Origin of the sequence: Nocardia sp. GTS18 (assembly GCF_013839555.1) — a bacterium.
Classification (GTDB): domain Bacteria; phylum Actinomycetota; class Actinomycetes; order Mycobacteriales; family Mycobacteriaceae; genus Nocardia; species Nocardia rosealba.
The window spans coordinates 220,715-246,027 of sequence record NZ_JACBIU010000002.1; the positions used below are offsets into that span (position 1 = coordinate 220,715).

Below are 25,313 nucleotides of genomic sequence, written 5' to 3' on the forward strand. Positions count from 1 at the left end.
CTCCTGCCGACCGCGGCAGTTCCGTCGTAGTCACGGTCAACGACGCTCGGCCAGAACGAGGGTGAAGCGGTTCTCGGGGTCGGTCCAAGTGTGGGTGGGGGTGAAGCCCGCGCCGTCGAGTTCGGCGCTGAGGGCTTCGGGGCGGAACTTGGCCGAGATCTCGGTGCGCATCTCCTCGCCCGCCGCGAAGTCGACGGTGAGGCCCAGATCCGCGACGGTCGCGGTCATGGCTTCGGTCGCGCGCAGGCGCATTTCGATCCACTCGTTCGTGGGATCCCAGAGCGCGATGTGCTCGAACTTGTCCGGCTCGAAATCGGCGGACAGCCGGTTGTTGAGGACGTGCAGGACATTGCGGTTGAACTCGGCGGTGACACCCGCGGCGTCGTCGTAGGCGGGAACGACGATCTCGGGGGCGACCACGAGGCCCGCGCCGAGCAGCAGCAGTTCCCCGGGTTCGAGGACCTCGTTGATGCCGGCCAGGAATTCCGCGCGCTCGGCGGGCACCAGGTTACCGATGGTTCCGCCGAGGAAGGCGATCATCCGCCGCCCGCCCCTCGGCAGGTTGTGCAGGGTGTCGGTGAAGTCGCTGACCACGCCGTGCACGGACAGGCTCGGGTACTCGGCGGCCAGTTCGGTTGCCGCGCCGCGTAGGGCCGATGCGGAAACATCCTGTGGTACATAGGTTTTCAGCGAACCGACCGCCGTGAGCGCGTCGAGGAGCAGCCGGGTCTTGGCCGCCGAGCCCGCGCCGAGTTCCACCAGTACATCGGCGCGAGCGGCGGCCGCGATCTCGTCGACCACATCGCGCAGCAGCGCCCGTTCGGTTCGGGTGGGGTAGTACTCGGGCAGTTCGGTGATCGCCTCGAACAATTCGCTGCCGCGGGCATCGTAGAACCACTTGGGCGGCAGCGACTTCGGGGCGGCGGTGAGTCCGGCGCGGGCGTCGGCTCGCAGGGCCTCGGTGAGATCGGCGTCGGTGAGGTGGATGTCCAGCAGCGGCGCGGTCATGAACGGACCCTTTCGGTGGCGGGGAATTCCAGAGCGGTGATGGTGCAGTGGCCGGGCGAGGCGGTCACCAGCTGACGATCCGCGATCGGTCGCCACCGTGGATCGTCGTCGTACGGTTCCGAGGACAGCACGGCGTAATCGTCGGTGACCAGCACCGACAAGGCATGCCAGCAAGTGGTGGCCCAGAGCTCGGAACCGTTGCCGAGCAACAGATTCAAGCGGGCATTGGGCTGATGATGCAGCACGGTGGTCACCAGTAATCGCAGCGCGTCGGCCGGCGACGTGACCGGACCGTCGGGGTCGATCGCGGCGAGCAGAGCGCGCAGCACGACCCACAGTGCCGCCGCGTCGGTGAGCGCTTCGGCGTGTAGGAACATCGAGGCCGAGGCGGACGGGTCGAGAAAAGGCGCCAAGTCGGTGAGGACGGTGGGCAGGGTGGTTCGCCACTCCTGCACGACACCGTTGTGACTGAAGGCCCAGTGGTCGTCGGTGAAGGGGGCACAGGCGGAGCGTTCGATCGGCATGCCGACGGTGGCCGAGCGGACGGCCGCGAGCACCGCTCGGGACTCGAGCTGCCCGAGGACCTCGGCGACAGCCGGATCGGTCCAGATGGGGGCGGGATTGCGGTAGCGGGTCACCGCGTCGCGAGCGCCGTCCATGCCGACCTCCGCGCGGCGCCACCAGGCGACGCCGAAACCGTCGGCGTTGATGGTGCCGCCGGCACGCATATCGAGCGGCGCCCAGGACTGGGCGTAGAGCGAATGCGAGCCGCGCAACACCAATTCACCGACCGCGACCGGTTGGCCGACATAGCCGAGGTGTCTGCACATCAGCGTTCGTCCTCGCGCAGGTCGCGGGCCAGGCGGAACCCGGCGAAGATCTGCCTGCGGATCGGGTGGTCCCAGTTGCGGAAGGTACCGCGGCAGGCCACCTCGTCGGTGCCGAACGAACCGCCGCGCAGGATCCGGTAGTCCCCACCGAAGAAAACCTCCGAGTACTCCCGGTACGGGAACGCACGGAACCCCGGGTAGGCCTCGAAGCCGGAGGAACACCACTCCCAGACGTCACCGATCAGCTGGTGCACCCCGGTTGCCGACGCACCGGCCGGATACGCGCCGACCTCGGCCGGTTCCAGATGCCGCTGGCCGAGGTTGGCGGTGCGCTCGCTCGGCTCGTCCTCGCCCCACGGATAGCGCCGCGACGCGCCGGTGGCCGGGTCGAACCGCGCCGCCTTCTCCCACTCCGCCTCGGTGGGCAACCGCTTACCCGCCCACCGCGCATAGGCCTCCGCCTCGAACCAGCACACATGCACCACCGGCTGACGTGGCCGCAACGCGGTACGCACCCCGAAAGCCCTTCGGTACCACTGATTCCCCTCGCACTCCCAGAACTGCGGCGCGACCAGCCCCGCCTCCTGCCGGTGCGCCCACCCATGCTCCGACCACAGCTCACGGCGCTCGTAGCCGCCGTCGTCGATGAACGCCAGGTACTGCTCGTTGGTCACCGGGGCGACATCGATGGCGAAACCCTCCACATACACCGGATGCGCGGGCCGTTCATTGTCCAGCGCCCAGGGATCGGCTGATGTGCCCATCACGAACTCGCCTGCGGGAACGGCTACTTCACCGTCGATCGGAACCCGCGCGGACGGCGCGGGTGGCGCCGACAGCACCGGTGCGCCCAGGCGCAACTGGTGGGTGGCCAGCATGGTTTCGTCGTGTTGCTGTTCGTGCTGAGCGATCATCCCGAAGGCGAAACCATTGTCCACCAGTGGGTTTCCCAGCAGTGGACTGGATTCGAGAACGTCGAAGACCTTCTCGCGCACGGTGCCCACATAGCCACGCGCCTGCTCCGGATTCAGCAGCGGCAGCGCGGGCCGGTTCGCCCTGGCGTGCTTGAAGGCGTCGTACAGCTCGTCGATATCGCTGCGCACAGGTTCCCGGCCGCCGACATCGCGCACCAGCCAGAGCTCCTCCTGGTTGCCGATGTGGGCGAGATCCCAGACCAGTGGCGACATCAGGGGTGAATGCTGCGCGACGAGGTCGGCCTCGTCGACGCTGTCGGTGAGCACGGCGGTGCGGCGGCGGGCACGAGCGAGCACCTCGGCGATCCTGGCTCGCGTACGTTCGCGGTCGGCATGGTCGGCGGGTGCGGAAAGTGTCACGAGCGGATCTCCGAGTGAGGCTGGGCGACAGGGATCTTCACAGCGGCAGGCAGGGTCGGCCCATCGGGCGCGCGGCGTCGATTCATCGCGAACCCTCCGAGCTCTCCAACTGGTCCGAGGGGCTGCGGGCCAGGCGACATCGACGCGCCGCGTCGGCCAATTCCTGTGCTGCGGCGGGTGTTCTGGCATGCTGTGCCGCCAGTTCGAGTACGTCCACCGCCACCTGGCGCACCTGCGGGTCGAGCAGCCCGTGGCGCGCGGCTGTGGTCCACTCCCCTGCTGTCGGCGCGGCGAGAGCTGTGGCCTCGGCGACCACTTCGGGTGTCGAGAGCAGGGCGTCGAACAGGTGAATCGGGGTGGTCCAGGTATCGCCGGGTTGGGTGTCGAGGTAGCGGATCTCGAGGTGTCCGGAGGCTCGGACCGGCGGGAACAGGGTGGTGAGGTGGTAGTCGAGGTCGGCGCGGGTGGGGCGGCGGCCGACCTCGTCGTCGAGTGCGCCCGAGAGCCAGTCGGCGAAGGTCGCACCCGGCGGGGGCGACCAGTCGGCGTCGGGTTCGGTGCAGCGCACGCACAGCAGCGGCACGTCGAGCGCCCAGCGCGCGTAGGCGGTGATCGGGTCGGCCCAGTCGGACACCGGCGGCCTGGTGCGAGCCGGGTCGAGCCGCAACCAGGTGCGCATACGCTGGGAAACCCAATCCCCGCACGGTATTCCGTGCAAGGTGGGCGAGCACGCGAACGCCGCGATCAGTGCGGGCCCGAGCACGTAGAGCGCGGTCCAGCGGGCGCGCACCTCGGCCGGGTCGGCCCCGGCGTCGACGCTGACCTGGGTGGCGGCGGTATTGCACATCATCAGGCCGCCGAAGGGGCCGATGCCGGCGAACGCGCGTTCCATCGCCGCGTATCGGGGCAACCGGAGTAGTCGCTCGGCCGGGCGGTGCGCGTCGGCGGACGCGGCGGTGACGGTGATTTCCCTGGTGGCGAGCAAGTCCCGCAAACGGGCCGCATCTGCCCGCAGATTCCGCGTGAGCTCCGCCGGATCGGCGAAAGGTGCGCTGGAGAGTTCGATCTGACCACCGGGTTCGATGGTCACCGCGCTGCCACCGGACAGCGCGAGCGCGGGTGAGGCAGGGGCGAGGGAGGTCGGAGCATGTGGCCCGAGGGCCGAGGAGAGCTGGTCGAGCGAGGGTCTCGCACCGGTGGGTCCGGCGGTGAGCCATTCGAGTTCGGCACCGATCAGCGTGGGTGGCCCGAGCTTGAAACAGACACCGCCCACGTAGGCCTCAGCCGCCGCCCGCGACGACAATTCGCCCTGGTCGCAGGCGGAATCCGGCCAGGAGGAACGTTCCAGGGTGACCGCCATGCCAACCTCCACGTGGTGAGCGCCGCCGGGGCTCGGCGCATGTCGTTCATTCCAGGGTAGCGAGAGACACCGACAGAAAAAGTGTCGAGAAGCCGAACACCGATCGGCGCTAGGGTCGTCGCCATGCTGGATTTCGCCGCCATTACCGCCGCCACGCCGGGCCTTGCCGACGGCAAGGTCTTCCTCGACAGCGCGGGCTCGTCGCTGCCGCCGCGCATCGTCACCGACACCGTGATCGCCCATCTTCGTCGCGAAGCCGACATCGGTGGCTACCGTGCGGCAAACGAACGACTCGACGACCTCGCCGCCGTGAAGACCTCCATCGCCACACTGATCGGCGCCACCCCCGACACCATCGCGCTCAGCGACAGTGCCACCAGGTCATGGGCCGATTTCGCCTATTCGGTGCCGCTGCGCCCCGGCGACCGCGTGCTGATCTCCGGCGCCGACTACGCGAGCAATGCCATCGCCGCGCTGCAGCGCGCCGCCGCCACCGGCGCGGTGGTCGAGCGCATTCCCAGCGACGACACCGGCCGCCTCGACACCGCGGCCCTGGCGAACATGCTCGACGAGCGCGTACGCCTGGTCTCGCTGCAGCACGCGCCGACCAACGGCGGTCTGGTGAACCCGGTCGCCGAGGCCACCCGCATCGCGAAACAAGCCGGTGCGATCGTTCTGCTCGATGCCTGCCAATCGATCGGCCAGCTGGCGATCGACGTGATCGAACTCGGTGTCGACGCCCTGTCCGCCACCGGCCGCAAGTGGTTGCGCGGCCCGCGCGGCACCGGATTCCTTTATGTGCGTAACGAACTCGCGCACACGATGGAACCCGCCCGCCTCGACCTGCACAGCGCCACCTGGACCGGCCCCACCGACTACCGTCTCGCCGACGGCGCCCAGCGCTTCGAGTTCTGGGAGTGCGATGTGGCCGCGCGCCTCGGCCTCGGCGCCGCCGTGGACTACCTGCTCGAACTCGGCCCCGCCGAGGCCTACGCGGCGGTGGCGGCCCGCGCGGAATACCTGCGCGAAGCCATGACCGACCTGCCCGGCGTGACCGTGCGCGATCTGGGGACCGAGCACAGCGGCATCGTCTCGTTCACCGCCGACGGCCACGATCCGGACCAGCTGCGTGACCGGCTCGCCGAGCACGCCGTCACCGTCACCGTCAGCCGCGCCACCTCGGCGCTGCTCGACATGACCGAGCGCGCATTGCCCGCCATCCTGCGCGCCTCACCGCACTACTTCGTCAGCCGCTCCGATCTCGACCGTTTCGTCGCGACCTTGGCAACCCTGACACAGCGCTGACCGGCGGATCACACGTTCGGCCCGCTGCCTCCGGCAGGCAATTGCCCCGGTGTGGCCAGAGCAGTCGGAGGCAGCGGCTATCGTGTTCACACAGGGGTGCCCGGGGGCAATTGGGGTTAACACCGGAATCACGGGGCGGGATCTGTTGGGAGCACGGCCGTAACCGATCGTTGGCGTAAAGGGAGTCCGACGTTGAGCAGGTTCACCGACGAAATGTTTGCCACAGCGCTGTCCAGCCCGCGTGGGCTGGTCACCGGAGAACCCGAGGCACCGCTTCGGCAGACCTGGGGGGAAATCCATCGCCAGGCGCGGCGGATGGCGGGCGGTCTCGCGGCCGCCGGGATCGGGCACGGCGATGCCGTGGGTGTGCTCGCCGGGCTGCCGGTCGACATCGCCCCTGTGTGCCAAGGGATCTGGATGCGTGGCGCCTCGATCACGATGCTGCACCAGCCGACGCCACGCACCGACCTCGCGGTCTGGGTACGCGACACCGAAACAGTCCTGAACATGATCGACGCGAAGGCCGTGGTGCTCGGTGAGCCGTTCGCACCCGCCGAACCGGTGCTCCGGGAGCGCGGGATCACGGTGGTGCGGGTAGCGGAGCTGGCGGAGGGCACCGACAGCGACCCGGTGCCGACCACCGAGGACGATATCGCCCTGCAGCAGTTGACCTCCGGGTCGACCGGTTCGCCGAAGGCCGTGCGCATCACCCACGGCAACTTCTACGTCAACGCCTACGCGATGTTCAATCGCGTCAAGTTCCAGACCGACGACGACGTGATGGTCAGCTGGCTGCCGCTGTTCCACGACATGGGCATGGTCGGATTCCTCAGTGTGCCCATGCAGTTCGGTGCCGAGGTGGTGTGCGTGACGCCGCTCGATTTCCTGGCCAGGCCGCTGCTGTGGGCCGAACTCATCGCCAAGTATCGCGGGACTGTCACGGCCGCACCGAATTTCGCGTATTCGCTGCTGGCGCGCAGGCTACGGCAGGCCGAACCGGGCAGCATGGACCTGTCGAGTGTGCGCTACATGTGGAACGGCGCCGAGCCGGTCGACCCCGACACCATGACGGCCCTGGCCGAGGCCGGAAAACAGTTCGGCCTCAACCCGTCCGCCCTCACCCCCGTCTACGGCATGGCCGAAACCACCCTCGCCGTGTCGATTCCCGATCCCGGTCACGGCATGGTGCTCGATATCGTCGACGCGGATCTGCTCGAGGCCGTCGGCAAGGCGGTGCCCGTCGCCGAGGACGGCCATCACGGCACGCCGCGCAAACTGCCGACCCTCGGCCACCTGGTCGACGATCTCGAAGGCCGGGTGGTCGACGACGAGCGTCAGCCGCTGCCGGTGCGCTCGGTGGGCGTCATCGAATTGCGCGGCCCCGCCGTCACTTCGGGCTACGTCACCGTCGACGGTTTCCGCCCCGCCCAGGACGCCGACGGCTGGCTCGACACCGGCGACATCGGCTACTTCACCGACGACGGCCTCATCGTGGTGTGCGGCCGCATGAAGGACGTCATCATCATGGGCGGCCGCAACATCTACCCCACCGATATCGAACGCGCTGCCCTGCGCGTCCAGGGCGTACGGCCCGGCAATGCCGTAGCGGTCCGCCTCGACGCGGGCGACAAGCGCGAAAGCTTCGCCGTGGTGGTCGAATCCAACGACTATCAGGTCCCCGACGAGGTGAAACGCATCGAACGCGAGATCGTCCACGAGGTGTTCGCCGAGGTAGGCGCCCGCCCTCGCACCGTTGCCATTCTCGGCCCCGGCGCCCTCCCGAAGACCTCTTCGGGAAAGCTCCGCCGCACCGCCACGGCAGCCCACCTCCGCTGACGACAACGAGCCCTCCCCGAAATCGGGGAGGGCTCGTGTCGGAAGTTCGCTAGTGCAACTGGTTCTGGGCGGTTTCCAAACCGGCCTTCAGCAACAACTCCACCGCATCGGCAGCCTGCTCCACGATCACCGGCACCTCTTTGCGCTCGGGAGCCGAGAACGGCTTGAGCACATAATCAGCCGGATCCTGACGGCCCGGCGGACGGCTGATGCCGATCCGGGTACGCAGGTAGTCCTTGGTGGTGAGGGCCTGGGAAATGGACCGCAGACCGTTGTGGCCGCCTTCCCCGCCGCCCTGCTTGAGCCGGATCGTCCCGAACGGCAGATCCAATTCGTCGTGCACCACGATCACCTGATCGACGGGCACCGAGAAGAACTTCGCCAGCGCCGCCACCGGACGCCCGGACAGATTCATATAGGTGCGCGGTTTGGCGATGAGGATCTGGCGGCCGTCGAGGCGGGCCTGCAGCAGATCGGCGCCGGACTTCTTGTGCACGGCAAAACGGCCGCCGACGCGCTCGGCGAGCACGTCGGCGACCAGAAAGCCCACATTGTGGCGGGTGCGCTCGTATTCGGGGCCGGGGTTACCCAGCCCCACCACGAGTGCGGGCCCGGAGGATTCGGTCATCGGCCGAACCGTTGAGCGTCTTACTCGGTCTCTTCGGGGGTGTCGCCCGCGTCGGCGGTGCCTTCACCCTCGTCGTCGAGCTGAGCGGCCGACGGCGCCTGGATCACGTTGACGACCAGGATCTCCGGCTCGCCGGCCAGGGTGACGCCCTTGGGCAGCGTGATGTCGCCTGCCTGGATCTGGGTGCCCGCCTCGACGCCCTCGACCGAGACCTCGATGCTCTCGGGCAGGTTCATCGCGTCGGCCTCGATCGACAGGTTGTTGAGCTCCTGGGTGACCAGGGTGCCCGCGGCGGCATCGCCGGTGACGACGACGTTGACGTCGGCGACGACGCGCTCGCCACGCTTGACGATCAGCAGGTCGGCGTGCTCGATGTAGCGGCGGATCGGGTGGACGACGACCGACTTGGTCATCGCCAGCTGCTCCTTGCCGTCGATCTTCAGGCTCAGGATGGCGTTGGTGCCGTGCAGACGCAGGATGGCGGCGAAGGCCTTCGCGTCCAGCGACAGGTGCTGCGGCTCGGACTGGTGGCCGTACAGCACGGCGGGCACGTTGCCGTCGCGACGGGTACGGCGAGCGGCGCCCTTACCGAATTCGGTACGGACGGCGGCTTCGATCTGGTTCACGTCGGACATGACTGATGCGCTCCTACGGCTCTTCCGGGCTGGTCAAGGGCGACCCATCTACCGGGGTCGGGTGGTCTGCTCGTCGGACGAAGAACGAACGAGGACGACCGGGAAGGCCGAGCCGCGTCGATCACGGTGAGCACACGGGGTGCGACTCACCCTCGCCGAGACAACCCGACCACCATACCGCACCGAATCGGCGGACCCGAAACCGCTCCAGCTTCGAACTCCCAGCCCCCACACCCGACCCCGAGGAGGGGCCGCGGCCTCGAGCGCGCCAGCGCTCCAATAAACTCGATTGGTTGCCGACCACTGCGAGAGGTTTTGTGTTGACCGAGTCCGGAGAGAGCGCCGTCCCCACCCCGCGCGGATTACCCGCCGAGGTGGCCCGTCGCCGCACGTTCGCCGTGATCTCGCACCCCGACGCGGGTAAGTCGACGCTCACCGAGGCGCTGGCCCTGCACGCGAAGATGATTTCCGAGGCGGGCGCCATCCACGGTAAGGCCGGTCGCAAGTCGACCGTCTCGGACTGGATGGAAATGGAGAAGGCGCGCGGTATCTCCGTGAGTTCGACCGCGCTGCAATTCAATTACCGCGCGGCCGGTTCGGATGTCGACAGTGTCATCAACCTCGTCGATACGCCGGGTCACTCCGATTTCTCCGAGGACACCTACCGCGTGCTCACCGCCGTCGACGCCGCGGTGATGCTGATCGACGCCGCCAAGGGCCTCGAACCGCAGACGCTCAAGCTGTTCCAGGTGTGTCGGCACCGTGGCATCCCGGTGATCACGGTGATCAACAAATGGGACCGTCCGGGCCAGGCGCCGCTGGAACTGCTCGACGAGATCAGCGAGCGCATCGGCCTCACCCCGACTCCCCTGTTCCTCCCGGTCGGTATCGCGGGCGACTTCCGCGGCCTGCTGCGCCGCGGGCCCGAGGGCGAGGCGACCGAGTACATCCACTTCACCCGCACCGCCGGTGGCGCGACGATCGCCCCCGAGGAATCGCTGACGCCCGCCGAGGCGCAGGCACGTGAGGGCGAGGCGTGGACCACCGCCGCCGAGGAGAGCGAACTGCTCTCGGCCACCGGGCAGGACCACGATCAGGAACTGTTCCTCGCCGGGCAGACCTCGCCGGTCATCTATGCCTCGGCGATGCTGAATTTCGGTGTGCGCCAACTGCTCGAGGCCCTCGTCGCGCTGGCGCCGGCACCAGGTCCGCGCGCCGATGTGAACGGCAGAGCCCGCGAGACCGGTGACCCGTTCAGCGCGGTGGTGTTCAAGGTCCAGGCCGGCATGGACACCGCGCACCGCGACCGGTTGGCCTTCATGCGCATCGTGTCGGGTGAGTTCGAACGCGGCATGGTCGTCACGCACGCCCAGACCGGTCGGCCCTTCGCGACCAAGTACGCGCTCACGGTGTTCGGCCGCGAACGCACCACCGTCGACACCGCCTATCCCGGCGACGTGGTCGGCCTGGTGAACGCGACCGCGCTGGCACCGGGACACACCCTGTTCGTGGACAAGAAGGTCGAGTTCCCGCCGATCCCGAGCTTCGCGCCCGAGCACTTCGCGACGCTGCGCGCCCAGAGCGCGGGCAAGTACAAGCAGTTCCGCAAGGCCATGGACCAGCTCGATTCCGAGGGCGTCGTCCAGGTGCTGCGCAACGACGCGCGCGGCGACGCCTCGCCCGTGCTGGCCGCCGTCGGACCCATGCAGTTCGAGGTGGTCACCGCCCGTATGCAGGCCGAGTTCAATGTCGAGACCCAGCTCGACTTCCTCGCCTACAGCCTGGCCAGGCGCACCGATGCCGAGTCGGCGCCGGAGCTGGACCGCCAGCGCGGAGTCGAGGTGTTCACCCGTACCGACGGCGCGATCCTCGCCCTGTTCAGCGACAAGTGGCGGCTGCAGTACATCGAGAAGGAACACCCGGATCTCACCCTCGAGCCGCTGGTGGCCACGGCCGACTAGCTGTCTGGGTCGCCGAGGGGTCTACTCCTCCGGTTCGCGCTCCACCCGGGAAACATCCTGGGAGATCATGCCCCAGCGGCTCGCGGTGAGCCGCAGGCTCGGCAGGTCGCTGAGCGAGAGGACCACCTCGTAGGTGCGTTCGTAGCCGGTGTGCGCGATGCGCCAGTAACCGTCGTCGCAGCGCACGTAGCGGTCGGTGTAGAACGCGGCCCCGTGCAGGCACATGTTGTGTTCGGGGATGAGTACGGTGTCGGCGAGATACCAGGTGCCGGTGGCGGTGTCGCCGTCGACATCGATCTCGGGATGATCGCAGCGATGCTCGGTGATGACGTGCGGGCCGAGGGTGTTGCGCAGGAAGGCGAGGAAGGCCTCGCGCGACTCGAACTGCAGGTATTCGCTGTAGGTCGCCGTTGCCTCGGGTACGAGGGTGTCGGCGAACTCGTCCCAGGACTTGGTGTCCAGCGTGCGCAGGTAGCGGAATTTGAGTCTGCTGATCGCGGTGACGTCGTCGGGGTGCTCGGGTGGGCGTGGCTTCGGTTGCTCGGGCGGCGCGGCGGCGGGCTGTTCGTCGTCGGCGATCACACTGTCCGTCCCGTGCCCGGCGACCAACGGCTCCTCCGCCCCGGGTAACAGCGGCCCCGGGCGTTCACGACGCACATCGACCTCCTCGACGCGCGCGTTCACAGACCCGGACCCTTGCTCCATGCCCTCCACGATCCCACCCGATCGCCCACGTGAGGCGGATCTGTACCCGATCGCTACCCCTGTCGAAACCGGAGTGTGACCTGCGCCCGCTCGGGCCCCGACTGTCTGGGCTAGCCGATGGTGAAGCAGGTGCGGCAGAAGTCCTCGCCGAATTCCGAGAGGCGAAGGCTCTTGCGCACGATCTTCGGCGCGCGTCCGGCCTTCTTGAGCGCCTCCTCGACCACCGGCTGCACCTCGAGCACCATGTAGCGGCTCAGCACCACCGGGTCGTCGGAGGTGAGGGTGAGACCGAGGCGGTTGAGGTTGATGAGGTAGGAGCGGGCCCGGTCGGGGTAGCGCACACCTGCCTGTTCGGGCACCGAGGTGAGGTCGCCCTGCACCAGTTCCGAGCCGATGCCGAGCGGGCGGTTGGTCCGCACATCGACGGCGGGCTGGGGTCCGTTGAGGGCCATGAACCGCAGGATGCGGGCCTCGTCGGGGGCGATCTCGTCGAGGATGCGGTCGTAGGCGGGGTGCACGTCCTCGGTGAAGTACACGTCGGCCGAGCGGGCCAGCAGCGCGTCGCCGCGGCGGCGCAGTTCCTCGGTGGTGGTGGAGCGCAGGTACGGGCCGACCGCCAGTGACTGCTGGCCCGAACCGTTGGTGGTCGGCACATAGCTGACGATCTCGCGCACCGAACCCTCGGTGACACCGAGGGCGCTGCGGGCGATCGAGCGCAGCGCGTTGCCGGTGCGCTCGGCGATATCGGCCGACGACTCACCGTCGAGCGCGGCCTGCGCCAGCTCCTTGGTGACTTCGTAGGTGGTGCCGACCGCCCACTGGCTGCCGCGCACGGCGGTGCCCGCGGCCAGTCCGGCCGCCCGGAACACGCCCCGGATCAGGCGGGCTTCGTTACTGATCTGCCGCTGCTCGACATCCGAGCTGCGCTCGACGGCGCGGGTACCGGCACGGGCCAGGTCCTGTCCGGTCCTGTCGTCTGTCAACGTCCTACTCCGAAGTCTCGCCGTGGACAACGATCGCCCACCAGATTATTGCCCGACCACGCTCCAGGCACAGTGCGATCTACAGCGCGCCCCTGTCCGCGCCTCGATTGTGGCCTGTCACGAAATGTGGTGATGGTCATTGTTCCGACTCGGTGGGTCGAGTGCGGCATCCGCGACAGGTTCTGTGACTGATGTCTCAGACACTACCCTGTGGCCTGGAGCACGGCGAATGGACCCGGTTCCGTACCTCACAGTAGGGTCACCTCGCTGCGGGGGTGCTAGTTTTTGAACGCCGGTGAAGGCGGTGGTCACCGGGTATCGGCAGGAGGGTGTCGTAAGTGTTGGAAAGTGTGTTCGGTATCCATCCGACGCTCCTGCTCGAAATTCTGACCATCCCGTTGTTCACAGGCGTCATCGGTTACATCACCAACTGGACCGGCATTCTCATGCTGTTCCGGCCGCTCGAGTTCCACGGCGTCAAGCTGCCCGGCCTGCGCACGGTGTTTCCCTACCTGCCCAAGCGAATTCAGGTGCTGCCGCTGCTGAGTTACGACGGCCGCATCGGCTGGCAGGGCATCGTCCCCTCGCGTGCCGACAAAATGGCGAGCATCGCGGTCGACAAGGGGCTGTCGAAACTGGGCAGCGTCTCCGACTTCTACCGCGAACTCGAGCCGGACAAACTCGCCGAGCACCTGGCCGAGGTGGCCGACGCGCAGATTCGCGACATCGTCGAAGTGATCCTGCGCCGTGAGCATCCGCAGCTCTGGTACAACTTGCCCACCCAGGTCAGGGAGATGATCCACCAGCGGGTGCGTTCGCAACTGCCGGAGATCCTGCGCGAGCTCACCATGGAACTCGGCACCAATATCGATCAGCTGCTCGATGTGAAGCAGATGGTGATCCGCTATTTCCAGGCACGCCCGCAATTGCTCAACCAGTTGTTCCAGGTGCTCGGCGCCAAAGAACTCCGATTCATGCAGAATTTCGGTTTCTATTTCGGCGCGCCCTGCGGTCTGCTGCTCGTGCTCGCCCTGCACACGACCTCGCTCTCACCCTTGGTCGTGCTGCCGCTCGGCGGCATCGTGATCGGCTGGGTGGTGAACTGGGTGGGTCTGAACATGATCTTCGCGCCCGCCGAACCCAAGTGGTGGTGCCCGTGGCGGCAGGGTCTGCTCATCAAGCGTCAGCCCGAAATCACTTCCGGCTACGCGGCTTTGGTGTCGACCGAGGTGCTCACCGTCGCCAACATCGGTGACGAACTGCTCAACGGCCCGCGCTCGGACCGCACGCTGCAGATGCTCGAGGACACGCTGCGCCCGGCCGCCGACCGCGCCCTCGGCCCGGCCAGGCCCGCGGTGAAATTCATGCTCGGCAGCCGCGAATACGACTCGCTGCAGTCCACCCTCACCGCCGAGGCCATGACGATCGCGCCCATGGCCTTCGCCGACCCCGCGTTCAATGTCCAGCAGGGCCGTCAGGTCAACGAATTCATCGCCCGGCAAATGTCCGCGCTTTCGCCGCACGACTTCGTGGACATGCTGCGTTCGGCGATCAAACAGGACGAATGGTTGCTTTTCGTCCATGGCGGCGCGCTCGGGCTCATTGCCGGATACGCTCACATCCTGGTCTTCGGAACAGGAGTAGCGACGACATGGATGTAGACGACGGACCTCCGTCCACCGAACTGGTGCGACGGTCGGTGCCGTCGCCCGATGCCCGCCGCGGTGTGCTCCCGGTATCACCGGTGCGCACCGCACGCGCGGCTACGGGTGTTGCGCGCGTGGCGATCACCGCCGCGTCGGGGATGACGATGTGGACTCTCGACACGGCCCTCGGTGTCACGGTCACGGTGCTGCGCGGCAGTATCGCGGGTGCCCCACCCGCCGATGTGCTCGCCGACGCGCAGACCGAAGTACGCGACCGGCTGCGCAACGCCCTCGGACTTCCCCTGAGCGGGGAACAACACGGTGGTTCCGGCATGCCGACGCTGCGCGAACAGGGCGCCGAACTGCTCCGCCTGTCGGCGAGTACCCATGCGGTGGCACCGGATTCGCATCCGGCCTACCCGGGCATCCTCGCCGAGATCACCCCCGACGAGGCGCGCATCCTGCGGTTTCTGCACGTGGACGGACCGCAGCCGTCGCTCGACGTGCGCACCGGACGTCAGCGGGCCTTCGGCGGCGAACGCCTCATCAGCGGGCTCACCATGCTGGGTGAGCATGCGGGCCTTCGCTTTCCGAACCGGGTGCCGCAATACCTGCCGAACCTGCGCAGGCTCGGACTCATCGAGTCCACCCGTGAGCCGGTGGGCAACCCGAGCCGCTACCAGCTCATCGAGGCACAGGAACAGGTGCGGGAGGCGTTGAAGCGCGCCAGTTTCGGCACCAAGGTGAGCTACCGCAGCATCGTGCTCACCGAGTTCGGCGCCGACTTCGTCCAGACCTGTTTACCGGTCGTGATCAACGATGGGCGAGAGACCGCAACCTAGCTCTCGGCCAGCTCGGCGAGTTCCATCCAGCGCTCTTCCGCCGCTTCCTTTTCCGCGACAACCTCTTTGAGTTCGGTATTGAGCTTCACGAGTTTGTCCGGGTCGGTGGCCGCGTCGGCGAGGGCGGTGTGGAGTTTCTGTTCGCGCTCGTCGAGCTTGGCGATGGAACGTTCCAGGCGCGAGAGTTCCTTGCGCGCGGCACGGCGGTCGGCCGAATCCGTCGACGTCGCGGTCGACTTGGTGTTGATCGGCTTGGCGGCGTCGGTCTGCGCGGCGCGGCGGGTGAGGTACTGGTCGATACCGCCGGGCAGGTTGGTGAGTTTGCCGTCGCCGAACAGGGCCCAGGTGGAGTCACAGATCCGTTCGACCAGGTAGCGGTCGTGACTGATGACCACGAGGGTGCCCGCCCAGTTGTCGAGCAGGTCTTCGAGCTGCTGCAGGGTGTCGATATCGAGGTCGTTGGTCGGCTCGTCGAGCAGCAGCACGTTCGGTTCGGCCATCAGGATGCGGGTGAGCTGCAGGCGGCGGCGTTCACCACCGGAGAGGTCACCGACCGGGGTGCGCTGACGGGCGGGTGTGAACCCGAGCCGCTCGGCGAGCTGACCGGCCGAGATCTCCTTGTCGCCGAGCATGATTCGCTGCGCGATCTGCTGCACGGCCTCCAGCACCCGCATATCGGTGGGCAGGTCGTCGAGTTCCTGACGCAGCCAGCCGATCTGGACGGTCTGACCCTGGATCCGCTTGCCCGTGGCCGGTTCCGCGTCGCCGGCCAGGGCGCGCAGCAGCGTCGTCTTGCCCGAACCGTTCACGCCGACGAGACCGACCCGTTCGCCGGGCGCGAGCCGCCAGGTGAGGTCGCTCACCAGCTCGCGGCCGTCGGGGGTGGTGAGGGTGGCGTCCTCGAGCTCGATCACCACGCGTCCGAGACGTTTGCGGGCGAAGGCGGCCAGCGAGACGGAGTCGCGTGGCGGCGGCACATCGGCGATCAGCGCCTCGGCGGCCTCGACGCGGTAGCGCGGCTTGGACGTGCGGGCCTTGGCGCCCCGGCGCAGCCAGGCCAGTTCCTTGCGGGCCAGGTTGGCGCGGCGCGCCTCGGAGGCATCGGCCTGGCGGGCGCGTTCGGCGCGGGCGTAGATCCAGTCGCCGTAGCCGCCCTCGTAGGTCTCCACCTTGCCGCCGACGACCTCCCAGGTGCGGGTGGCGACGGTGTCGAGGAACCAGCGATCGTGGGTGACGACCACCAGCGCGGTACGACGGGCGATCAGATGCTGGGCCAGCCACTGCACACCCTCGATGTCGAGGTGGTTGGTCGGCTCGTCGAGCACCAGCAGGTCGAGGTCGCGCACGAGGGCGGCGGCCAGCGCGACGCGGCGGCGTTCCCCACCGGACAAGTTGGTGACCGGGGTGTCGAGGCCGAGGTCGGCGATGCCGATGCCCTCGAGCACGGTGCGGATGCGCGCGTCGGCGGCCCACTCGTGTTCGGCGATGTCGACGGTCGACAGGTCGTCGGACAGTCCCGCGAGCACGACCGACCCGATCGTCGCCCCCTCGGGCAGCACACCGCGCTGGGTGACCACGGCCATCCGCAGCCCACCGACCCGGCTCACCCGGCCGCTGTCGGGCGGCTCGAGACCCGTCAGCACCTCGAGCAGCGTGGTCTTACCACCACCGTTGAGACCGACCACCCCGATTCGTTCCCCGGCGTGGATACCGAGGGAGACGTCGTCCAACAGCGGCTTGATGCCGAAGCTCTTGGAGACTTGTTCGAGGTTGATCAGGTTCGACATAGGTGTTCTTCGCCCGCCTTCCGCGTGACTATCCGGCTGGGCCGAGCCTACTCACCCACCGAGGGGCCGCCGCGTTCAGTGCGCTTCGTGGTCGAGCACGCGCGCGCCGGGTACCGGGCCGCTCGCAGTGCGCACGCTGCGGCACACGCCCGCTCCGGCCAGTTCGGCGGCCACCGCGATGGCCGCCTCCTCCGTCTCACACAGGAACGCGCAGGTCGGGCCGGACCCCGACACCAGCCCGGCCAGCGCACCGGCGCCGACCCCGGCGCGCAGGGTGCGGCGCAGTTCCGGTTTCAGGGAAAGGGCGGCTGCCTGCAAGTCGTTGCCGAGTAGCGGGGCGAGGGCGTGTGGGTCGCCTGCGGCCAGGGCCTGCAGGAGTTTCTGCGGGTCGCCGAGACGCGGCGGGTCGCCTTCCGCACGCAGACGGTCGAGTTCGCGGAAGACCGACGGGGTGGACAACCCGTCCTTGGCGAGGGCGAGTACCCAGTGAAAGGTGTTGCGCGACAGCACCGGCAGCAGCCGTTCACCACGGCCGGTGCCCAGTGCGGTGCCACCGTGCAGGGCGAACGGCACATCGCTGCCGAGCTCGGCGGCGACCGAGGCCAGTTCGTCGCGGCCGAGGCCGAGATCCCACAGCTCGTTGAGCCCGACGAGCGCGGCAGCCGCGTCGGCGCTTCCGCCCGCCATACCACCGGCCACCGGGATGCCCTTGGTGATGGCGATCTCCACCAGTGGCGCACGCCCGGCCAGGTGGGCCAGCGCGACGGCGGCCTGCCAGACGAGGTTGGTCCGGTCGGTGGGGACCTGCGTCGCGCCCTCGCCTGTCACCCGGACGGTGAGCGAGGCGGCGGGGGCCAATCGTAGGTCGTCGGACAGGGATAATGCCTGGAAGACCGTGGTCAGGTCGTGGTACCCGTCGGCGCGCAGATCACCGACTCCGAGATGCAGATTCACCTTCGAAGGAGCGCGCACGACGACCGGGCTGGGCACAACTGACAGCACGATCACCAAGCGTAACCGGTAGTACCGACGAGTATGTGTGCCGAAACGGCCGACCGGTCGGTGGGTATTCGCGATGGACGAACCGAGGGCTTGCGCTCCATACCGCCGGGGGGTATGTTCGTTCGTGTCGGGGGCATACCCCGGGACCGTATATTCGAGCGAAGGAGTCGGCCATGGCCACCACCACTTACACCGTCACGGGGATGACCTGCGGACACTGCGTGAGCTCGGTCAAGCAGGAGATCGGCAAGATCGACGGCGTCACCAGCGTCGACGTCGACCTGGCCAGCGGACTGGTACGCGTCGACAGCGCGAACGAGGTGTCCGACGCCGACGTGGCCGCCGCCGTCGACGAGGCGGGCTACGAACTCGCCCGCTGACCCTGCTGTGGCCCGCACCGACGGGGTACGGGCCACAAGGACTCAGCGCTGAGCGGCCAGTTTCACGAACGCGGCGGTCTCGAGAGTCTCGCCACGCGCCGTCGGATCGATACCCGCGGCGACGAGCCTGCGCTCGGCCTCGGCGGGCGAACCCGCCCAGCCGGACAGCGCCGCCCGCAAGGTCTTTCGCCGCTGCGCGAAGGCCGAGTCGATCACCTCGAACACCCGCCTGCGATGCGCGTCGTCCATCGGCCACGGCGGTTCGGCATACCGATCGATGCGGACCAGGCCCGATTCCACCCGGGGCACCGGCCAGAACACCTGCGTACCCACATGACCCGCGCGCCGGACCTTGCCGAAGAACCCCGCTTTGACACTCGGCACCCCGTACACCCGGTTGCCCGGTTCGGCGGCGAGCCGATCGGCCACCTCGGCCTGCACCATCACCAGCGAGACCTTGATGCTCGGCAATTCGGCGAGCAGGTGCAGCAGCACCGGCACGGCAACGTTGTACGGCAGGTTCGCCACCAGCGCGGTCGGTTCGGCGGGCAGCTGATCGGCGCGCACACGCAGCGCGTCGGCCTCCACCACCCGCAGATTCCCGACCAGGTCGGGAGCGCGATCGGCGACGGTTTCGGGCAGGTAGTTCGCGAGCACCGGGTCGATCTCCACGGCGACCACCTGGTCGACCACATCGAGCAGGGCAAGCGTCAGCGAGCCGAGACCGGGACCGACCTCGAGTACCGTGTCGCCCCGACCGACGCCCGCCGCGGACACGATGCGCCGCACCGTGTTCGCGTCGTGGACGAAGTTCTGCCCGAGCTGTTTGGTCGGTCGCACGCCGAAGCGTTCGGCCAGCGTACGCACCTCGGCGGGGCCGAGCAGCGCGGCGGGACCACGAGCGGAATTATCGGGTTCGGGCACTGCTAGAACTTACCAACCTCGCCGATCGGGCAGCTCAGCGCTGTGGTGGGGCGGCGTTGACACGGGCGAGGAAGGCGTCGATGGCATCGAGCTGGGCCGGTGTCACCGAGCCGTGCGTGCCGGTGCCGGGCAGCACCTGGTGGTCCACTCCGTTCACGGCGAACTGGGCGACGAGTGCCGCGTGCAGCGGGGACGGGACGATCGTGTCGGTGACATTCATGGTCAGCAGGATCGGCGCGTCGTAACCGCTGGTCGGCAGGGCCATGTAGGCCGCGAGTGGACCGCGCAGCGGTTCGATCGGACGGACGAACAGGTCGCGCGAGGTGAGCCCCTTGGTCTCGGCGACGATCGTGTCGAGGCACTGGCCTGCGGCCGCATCGATGACGGCCTTGCCATGCGGCGTCAGATAGGAGTCCACGTCGAGTTCGGGATGGGTGGCGCGCAGACCAGCGAGGATGCTGACGAGGAAGATCGTGCTCCCCGGCGGGCCGGGCACGTCCGGTCCCATGAACGGCAGGACCTTCTCGACATCGGAGGCGGCATCGATGGCGACCGTGCCCCGGAAATCGAGTTCGGGAGCGTAGGAGGACTGGACGTGGGCCGAGCTCAGCGCCGCGTGTCCGCCCTGGGAGGTACCGACCACGCTCCATGTCCGCGACAGGTCGGGGTCGGCAGCGCGGGCCGCGCGGACCAGATCGATGGTCGCGGTCGCCTCGCTGCGCACCTCGAGATACGGGTGCGGACCGGTGTCGAAGCGGCCCAGACCCAGGTAGTCGGGCGTGACGACGGCGAAGCCCTGCTCGACGAACCGTTTGATGAGCCGGTCCTCGGCCGCACGCTGAGTGGGGAACGGCGCGGTCTCCGGGTCGGCCTGACCGCCGCAGCCCCGGCCGGAGCCGGAACTGCCGTGGTCGTAGGCGATGATCGGCCAGCCGGTGGCGGGGGCCTCACCGCTCGGGAGGAACAGCGCACCGCTGGCCGGACGGGCGACGCCGGACGAGTCGGTCATCCAGTACTCGATGGACGAGCCGCGATCCAGGCCGTGCCAGCCCGCCGCCTCGGCCTGCGCCGAGATGAGCGAGCCGGGCGTTTCGGCGGACGCGGGAGCGAGACCGGCGAGCAGCGCGGCCGAGGTCAGGGCCGCGACAACGGCCGCTCTGATCGGCTTGTCAGACATGGACTCGTCTCTCCACCAGGGGATCATGAACTTGGACGAGTGTACAGATGGGTGGTTGTCGTCAGCGTGCTCTAGCCAGGAATTCATCGATGGCCACCCACATCGCCGGGTTCAGCTGGGTGTGGCTTCCGGTCCCGACCACCGTCTCGAATGCCACGCCGCCCGCGGCGAACTGCGCCGCGAGCGCCGCGTGCAGCGGGGACGGCACGGTCCGGTCGGTGGCGTTCACCAGCAGCAGGATCGGCGCGTCGTAACCGCTGGTCGGCACGGCCATGTAGTCGGTCATCACCGAGCGCAGCGGTTCCTCGCCGAGCGAGCGCGACAGCAGGTCGCCGAGGTAGAGATCGGCGACCCGGTCGTCGATGGCGTCCTGGCACAGCGAGCCGATCTCGTCGAGCACCTGGCGGCCCAGCGGGCTGAGGTAGCTGTCGACCTGCGCCTCCGGCCGAGCGGCACGCAATCCGGCGAGAATGCTCGCCGAGAAGCCGAGGGTGCCGCCGCTCACGCGGTCCGGGTTGCCCGGGCCGAGCAGCGGGGCGACCTTCTCCACATCCGAGGCCGGGTCGACGGCGATGGTGCCGCGGAAATCCAGCTCCGGCGCGTAGCTCGCCTGCCGGTGTGCGGTGGCGAGCGCGGCATGCCCACCCTGCGACATGCCCGATGCCAGCCACAACGGCGAGAGCTCCGGATGCACCGACCGGGCGGCGCGCAGCAGGTCGAGCGTGGCGGTCGCCTCGGTATCGATGTCGAGGTACGGGTGCGGTCCGGTGTCGAACCGCCCGAGTCCCAGATAATCCGGGGCAACCACCGCGAACCCGCGTGACACCACGTGCCGGATGAATTCGTTCTGCCCCACTTGCGATTCCGGCCACGGCGCACCCGCCGGATCCGATTGCCCACCACAACCGGCACCGAGCCCGGTGGTGCCGTGGTCGTAGGCGACGATCGGCCACCCACCCTCGGGCGCGGTGCCGTCGGGCAGATACAGCACACCACTGGCCGGCTGGGTCGCCCCGCCGACTCCCCTGGTCGAGTAGTCGATGATCTCGGCGTCCAGCCCGCGCAGCACTGCAGACGTCACCGCGAGCACCTCCCCGGGCGACTCCGCTCGCGCGCCCGGCGCACAAATCCCGAGCCCCACCGAAACAGCCACCGCCGCAGCCGCGCATCGCAACGCCGAAACACCGCGCATCTCAACCACCCGTCGACTCGTCCGAAGCCGACCCCACCGCACGAGCACAGCAGACCCGGCGAAACGAGAGCACGCTACCCCACGGCAATCCCCCGCCGTGACAGCGACTGCCCGCATCGCGGCTATCCGCGGAGACGCTCACCGCCCCGTGTCACCTGGATGCCGGTTTCGCTGATCCGCCCGAGGAGCTCCAGTATCGCGCGGTCGATGCCAGGCCGGTCCATGTTGGCATTCACCCACAGCTCACCGCCGAACACCTGCCTCGCCCTGGTACCGACCCCATAAGCTGATGTAGAGACAACCCCGCTCAATTCAGCTGCCGACGCTCCCCCACGTTCCGCCACGATCTCGACCAGCTCACGAAGAACTGCCGCACCGGTGTAGACCTTTTCTTCCTGTTCCGGCCCTGCTCCAATTATTCGATAGATCCGCAGCTTTCCTTGCACGCGCGGTAGCCTGAGTCTGAAATTTCGATGCGTGAACGATCCCGCCCTCGCAGATTCGACGTATTCGTAACCTAAAGCGGCCAGCAGATCATCATTCACGCGACGAACACGCGACGGCGAAAGCCGGTATTCCATCAGCGTTTCCACTCGATCGGAGTCGACGGATTCCAAGACGGCGCGCAGTTTTTCTATGGATGTCAAATTCAGCCGCAACAGTCGGTCGAGCAATGCACTCAAGCCTTCCGGGCTGCCGTCTGCCAACTCTGGGTATCGCTCAGCAAGAAACAGACGCAAGCTGTCCAGGTCGATAGCGACGTTCTCGATGCCCGCGCCTTCCGAAACCACGGCAGGTATCTCGACGTCTCCGGTGGTCTGATAGGCGGTCGGCCCGCTTCCTGGCTCTGCCGACTTCAGCAGCTTCCCGATCCGATCGAAGGTGTGGTCCAGGTACCAGCGCAGACCGCCCGCCTCGATGAACAGTCGATCAATTTCTCTCTGCCGGTTCTCCGGCAGTAACGAATACACACTATTGCGCGACGGGTCGCTCTTATAACGAACGTCGTGTTCGTACTCCGCCCAAGCATGCCCCGCCACCGTACGCACCTGAATTTCTAGGGCATGTCGCTCGCGCAAATAGTTCATCAACTCCGGGAAGCGCGCCAGAACATCAGCCCTCAAGAATCCGGTGACAATGAAGTGCCAGCTATCGTATCCGTTGTTCTTCAGCAGGCCGGGATTTTCATCCCCACCGAGCACGAAGTTGGCTCGAATAACCTCTTTGGTATCCTCCCGGGCCGACTCTTCGAACACGATCACTCGCGCAGCGATGCAATCCTGGATTCCCACAACAGGATCCTTGTATTTGCGCTCACCGCATTTATCGACCCGCTCAGATTTTTTTCGATAGGAGTCGATATCCTTTACGCGCGACTCGATATTGTAGATGGCGGTTACCCCACCTTGCTCCAATACATCACCGAGGTAACGCTTCAGGTCTTCTGCCGCGATTCGGTAGCGCGTATGCGCTTCGGCGTAGTCCCAGAGATGGCGAGGAACAACTTTTTCTTCGTATCCCTCCACCGTTCCCCTGCCCGCAGTTCGTCGCTACCGCGATGACAGTACCTCAGGGGAGACAAGCACCGAGCCGAAAAGCAATGCGCAGCAAGCAGATTCCGGGCACGCTCAGAACTGATCAGCTGAGGCCGAGGCGGCCGGTGCAGGCGGGCCAGGCGCCCCAGCCCTGGCGGGCGCGGGTCACTTCGGCGATGGCGATCTGTTCCTCGCGGGTGGCCAGGTCGGCGCGGGGGGCGTACTTGAGGCCGCCCTGGCGTTCCCAGGTGCTCTGGTCGAACTGGATGCCGCCGTAGTAGCCGTTGCCGGTGTTGATCGACCAGTTGCCGGTCGACTCGCACTTGGCCAGCGCGTCCCAGATGTCGCCGTCGCGGACCGGCGGCACCTCGGTGCCGGGCTTGGCGCCCTTGCGGATGGTCTTGGGCTGGGCGGGGGTGATGACCTTCGAATTGGTCTGCACGCGATGGGCTTCCACACCGTTGATCATGGTCACCGCGAAGGTCGCCTCGTGCAGGCCGGGCGCACCGGGGTTTTCCACGACGGTGCGGCTCATGTTCATCGTGACGTCCTCGATCACCTGCTCGGTGGGTTCCAGCGGCAGGGTCTCGGTGCGCTCCTCGATGCGCTGACGGGTCACGGTGACCTTCATATCGCCGGTGAGCGGAGTGCTCGCGGCGGGCTCGGCGAAGTCCTGGTCTTTGAGCGGGATGCCCGCGGCGGTGAGGAAATCGCCGACGGTCGGGGCGGCCAGGCGCACGTCGACCGGTTCGCCACCACCGTCGACGACGGTGAGGGTGCGCGGGGTGTACACGCTCAGCGCGGCACCGGCCAGCGGCAGCTTCTCGGTGCGGGTGGGCACCACGTGGGTGTCGGCCGGAATCTGCATCTGCGCGAGGGCCTCGCCCGCGGTGATACCGGTGGTCCACACCTTACGTTCGGCGCCGTCGACGATCACCGTGATCTCGCGGCCGCGGTTGAGGGTGATGGTCGCGCCGTCGGACACCTTCGTGCCGGCCGCCGGGCGCACGTCGTCGTGTTCGGTGAGTTCGTAGCCCGCGTCGTCGAGGATCGCGCGCACATCGCGCGACATCGTGGTGAGCTCGACGCGTTCTCCGTCGACCACGATCGCCACGGTCTTGTGGTTGACGATGGCCATCGAGGCGCCGACGAGCAACACCAGCAACAGGGCCGCCGCCGCCGCGTACAGCAGCGGCGAGCGGGACGAGTTGATCCGTGCGAAAGCCGACATGGTTACGGAACGATAACGAGCATGTCGACGTGGGACAACAGGGTGCCGCCCGATCAGCGGGACCACACATCACGATTCGATATAGACAGCGCAGGTAGATAACGGCTTCGACACAGAAATGTGAGCCGAAACACGTTTATCGTCCAGCCCCCTGACAACCGGGCGAAACGGACTCAGCGAATGCGATAGAGCCTTCGGGCGTTGGCCGTGGTCGTCTCCGCCAATTCGACCGGGTCCTGTTCGCGGATCTCGGCGAGCGCGCGCACCGTGTACGGCAGGCAGTACGACTCGTTCGGCGCCCCGCGATACGGGTGCGGCGTCAGATACGGCGCGTCGGTTTCGACCAGGATCTGATCGTCGGGCACCAACTTGGCCGCCTCACGCAATTCGTGCGCGTTCTTGAAACTCACCGTTCCCGAGAAACTGAGCACATACCCCTCGGCCACACACGCCTGCGCCATATTCGCGTCCGAGGAGAAGCAGTGGAAGATCACCGTGTCGGGCGCGCCCTCGTCGAGCAGCACCGTCAGCAGGTCGTGGTCGGCCTCACGGTTGTGGATCATCAGCGGCTTGCGCACCCGCTTGGCCAGGTCGATATGCCAGCGGAAACCTTCGATCTGGGTCTCGATGTCGGCGCAGCCGTCGAGTTTGCCCGGCCAGTAGTAGTCCAGGCCGGTCTCCCCGATCGCGACGACGCGGGGGTCGGTGGCGAGGTTCTCCAGCTCGGCCACGGCCTTGTCGTCCAGGGCGTTCGCACGGGTGGGGTGCAGCGCGACGGCCGCGTACACGCGCGGGTCCCAGTGCGCGGCCCGGACCGCCCACTGGGCGGCGGCGAGGTCGTCGGCGACCGTCACCACGTGGCCCACCCCGACGGCGGCGGCCCGGTCGACGATCGCGGTGGTCGAGGCGGCATCGGTCGCACCACAGGCGTCGAGGTGGGTGTGCGCGTCGATCAGCGGCGCGAGCGGTGCAGGAGGAGGCGGAGCCGGACGATTCTGGTTTGCCACGCGGA

At 67.8% G+C, this 25,313-nt stretch carries 22 protein-coding genes; 6 read left to right on the forward strand and 16 right to left on the reverse strand.

The features are described 5' to 3' along the window. Nucleotides 1-36: 36 nt before the first annotated feature. The 4 genes from egtD to egtA all read right to left on the reverse strand — a co-directional run bounded on the left by egtD (nucleotide 37) and on the right by egtA (nucleotide 4,532). Nucleotides 37-1,008, reverse strand: coding sequence for an L-histidine N(alpha)-methyltransferase (gene egtD, locus HYG95_RS04180; RefSeq protein ID WP_181696675.1), 972 nt, complete (start codon nucleotides 1,006-1,008; stop codon nucleotides 37-39). Then, nucleotides 1,005-1,838, reverse strand: coding sequence for an ergothioneine biosynthesis protein EgtC (egtC, locus tag HYG95_RS04185; protein ID WP_181696676.1), 834 nt, complete (start codon nucleotides 1,836-1,838; stop codon nucleotides 1,005-1,007). Before egtC ends, egtD begins: the two co-directional genes overlap by 4 nt. Beyond that, complete coding sequence (gene egtB / locus HYG95_RS04190; RefSeq protein ID WP_181696677.1) at nucleotides 1,838-3,172, reverse strand: ergothioneine biosynthesis protein EgtB; 1,335 nt, start codon at nucleotides 3,170-3,172, stop codon at nucleotides 1,838-1,840. The genes egtC and egtB overlap by 1 nt, the downstream gene beginning before the upstream one ends. A gap of 82 nt (nucleotides 3,173-3,254) precedes the next feature. Beyond that, nucleotides 3,255-4,532, reverse strand: coding sequence for an ergothioneine biosynthesis glutamate--cysteine ligase EgtA (gene egtA / locus HYG95_RS04195; RefSeq protein WP_181696678.1), 1,278 nt, complete (start codon nucleotides 4,530-4,532; stop codon nucleotides 3,255-3,257). A 123-nt stretch (nucleotides 4,533-4,655) separates the two neighbouring features. Here egtA and HYG95_RS04200 point away from each other — a divergent pair, with 123 nt between their 5' ends. Next, nucleotides 4,656-5,837 (forward strand): aminotransferase class V-fold PLP-dependent enzyme, encoded by a 1,182-nt coding sequence (locus HYG95_RS04200; RefSeq protein WP_181696679.1) that lies wholly within the window; start codon nucleotides 4,656-4,658, stop codon nucleotides 5,835-5,837. A gap of 192 nt (nucleotides 5,838-6,029) precedes the next feature. Then, the gene (locus tag HYG95_RS04205) at nucleotides 6,030-7,673 is read left to right on the forward strand and encodes a fatty acyl-AMP ligase (protein WP_181696680.1); all 1,644 of its coding nucleotides are present in this window, start codon (nucleotides 6,030-6,032) and stop codon (nucleotides 7,671-7,673) included. Between the two features lie 49 nt (nucleotides 7,674-7,722). On the opposite strand, the gene pth is transcribed toward HYG95_RS04205, so the two are convergent. Beyond that, nucleotides 7,723-8,301 carry an aminoacyl-tRNA hydrolase gene (pth, locus tag HYG95_RS04210; RefSeq protein ID WP_181696681.1) on the reverse strand — a complete coding sequence of 193 codons (579 nt, stop codon included), beginning with the start codon at nucleotides 8,299-8,301 and terminating at the stop codon, nucleotides 7,723-7,725. Between the two features lie 20 nt (nucleotides 8,302-8,321). Beyond that, entirely contained in the window at nucleotides 8,322-8,936 is a 615-nt protein-coding gene (locus tag HYG95_RS04215) for a 50S ribosomal protein L25/general stress protein Ctc (RefSeq protein WP_181696682.1), read from the reverse strand. Between the two features lie 320 nt (nucleotides 8,937-9,256). Between HYG95_RS04215 and HYG95_RS04220 the strand changes: the two genes are divergently transcribed. Beyond that, the gene (locus HYG95_RS04220) at nucleotides 9,257-10,897 is read left to right on the forward strand and encodes a peptide chain release factor 3 (protein WP_181696683.1); all 1,641 of its coding nucleotides are present in this window, start codon (nucleotides 9,257-9,259) and stop codon (nucleotides 10,895-10,897) included. 21 nt (nucleotides 10,898-10,918) lie between these two features. Here HYG95_RS04220 and HYG95_RS04225 read toward each other — a convergent pair whose 3' ends face one another. Both HYG95_RS04225 and HYG95_RS24655 read right to left on the reverse strand, forming a co-directional pair. Next, nucleotides 10,919-11,506, reverse strand: a complete 588-nt coding sequence (locus tag HYG95_RS04225) for a nuclear transport factor 2 family protein (protein ID WP_370465680.1) — start codon at nucleotides 11,504-11,506, stop codon at nucleotides 10,919-10,921. 206 nt (nucleotides 11,507-11,712) lie between these two features. Then, the gene (locus HYG95_RS24655; RefSeq protein ID WP_084456787.1) at nucleotides 11,713-12,585 is read right to left on the reverse strand and encodes an Abi-alpha family protein; all 873 of its coding nucleotides are present in this window, start codon (nucleotides 12,583-12,585) and stop codon (nucleotides 11,713-11,715) included. 338 nt (nucleotides 12,586-12,923) lie between these two features. Here HYG95_RS24655 and HYG95_RS04235 point away from each other — a divergent pair, with 338 nt between their 5' ends. Next, nucleotides 12,924-14,246: a hypothetical protein gene (locus tag HYG95_RS04235; RefSeq protein WP_181696684.1), complete on the forward strand. Its 1,323-nt coding sequence runs from the start codon at nucleotides 12,924-12,926 to the stop codon at nucleotides 14,244-14,246. Continuing rightward, nucleotides 14,237-15,073, forward strand: a complete 837-nt coding sequence (locus HYG95_RS04240; RefSeq protein WP_181696685.1) for an Abi-alpha family protein — start codon at nucleotides 14,237-14,239, stop codon at nucleotides 15,071-15,073. The genes HYG95_RS04235 and HYG95_RS04240 overlap by 10 nt, the downstream gene beginning before the upstream one ends. Here the strand turns inward: HYG95_RS04240 and HYG95_RS04245 are convergent. Together HYG95_RS04245 and HYG95_RS04250 are read right to left on the reverse strand one after the other, a co-directional pair. After that, on the reverse strand, nucleotides 15,070-16,860 hold the full coding sequence (locus HYG95_RS04245; protein ID WP_181696686.1) for an ABC-F family ATP-binding cassette domain-containing protein: 1,791 nt from the start codon (nucleotides 16,858-16,860) through the stop codon (nucleotides 15,070-15,072). The two genes, HYG95_RS04240 and HYG95_RS04245, sit on opposite strands and share 4 nt — an antisense overlap. Before the next feature lie 75 nt (nucleotides 16,861-16,935). Next, on the reverse strand, nucleotides 16,936-17,862 hold the full coding sequence (locus tag HYG95_RS04250) for a 4-(cytidine 5'-diphospho)-2-C-methyl-D-erythritol kinase (RefSeq protein WP_181696687.1): 927 nt from the start codon (nucleotides 17,860-17,862) through the stop codon (nucleotides 16,936-16,938). A 173-nt stretch (nucleotides 17,863-18,035) separates the two neighbouring features. On the opposite strand from HYG95_RS04250, the gene HYG95_RS04255 reads away from it, so the two are divergent. After that, nucleotides 18,036-18,242, forward strand: a complete 207-nt coding sequence (locus HYG95_RS04255) for a cation transporter (protein WP_181696688.1) — start codon at nucleotides 18,036-18,038, stop codon at nucleotides 18,240-18,242. A 42-nt stretch (nucleotides 18,243-18,284) separates the two neighbouring features. Here the strand turns inward: HYG95_RS04255 and rsmA are convergent, their stop codons facing one another. The 6 genes from rsmA to HYG95_RS04285 all read right to left on the reverse strand — a co-directional run bounded on the left by rsmA (nucleotide 18,285) and on the right by HYG95_RS04285 (nucleotide 25,308). Beyond that, nucleotides 18,285-19,166 carry a 16S rRNA (adenine(1518)-N(6)/adenine(1519)-N(6))-dimethyltransferase RsmA gene (rsmA, locus tag HYG95_RS04260; RefSeq protein WP_181696689.1) on the reverse strand — a complete coding sequence of 294 codons (882 nt, stop codon included), beginning with the start codon at nucleotides 19,164-19,166 and terminating at the stop codon, nucleotides 18,285-18,287. Nucleotides 19,167-19,200: 34 nt separating this feature from the next. After that, complete coding sequence (locus tag HYG95_RS04265) at nucleotides 19,201-20,343, reverse strand: lipase family protein (protein WP_181696690.1); 1,143 nt, start codon at nucleotides 20,341-20,343, stop codon at nucleotides 19,201-19,203. A gap of 61 nt (nucleotides 20,344-20,404) precedes the next feature. Continuing rightward, on the reverse strand, nucleotides 20,405-21,535 hold the full coding sequence (locus tag HYG95_RS04270) for an alpha/beta fold hydrolase (RefSeq protein ID WP_181696792.1): 1,131 nt from the start codon (nucleotides 21,533-21,535) through the stop codon (nucleotides 20,405-20,407). 122 nt (nucleotides 21,536-21,657) lie between these two features. Beyond that, on the reverse strand, nucleotides 21,658-23,061 hold the full coding sequence (locus HYG95_RS04275) for a hypothetical protein (protein WP_181696691.1): 1,404 nt from the start codon (nucleotides 23,059-23,061) through the stop codon (nucleotides 21,658-21,660). A gap of 112 nt (nucleotides 23,062-23,173) precedes the next feature. After that, complete coding sequence (locus HYG95_RS04280) at nucleotides 23,174-24,301, reverse strand: resuscitation-promoting factor (protein ID WP_181696692.1); 1,128 nt, start codon at nucleotides 24,299-24,301, stop codon at nucleotides 23,174-23,176. 173 nt (nucleotides 24,302-24,474) lie between these two features. Next, complete coding sequence (locus HYG95_RS04285; RefSeq protein WP_370465671.1) at nucleotides 24,475-25,308, reverse strand: TatD family hydrolase; 834 nt, start codon at nucleotides 25,306-25,308, stop codon at nucleotides 24,475-24,477. Nucleotides 25,309-25,313 lie beyond the last annotated feature (5 nt).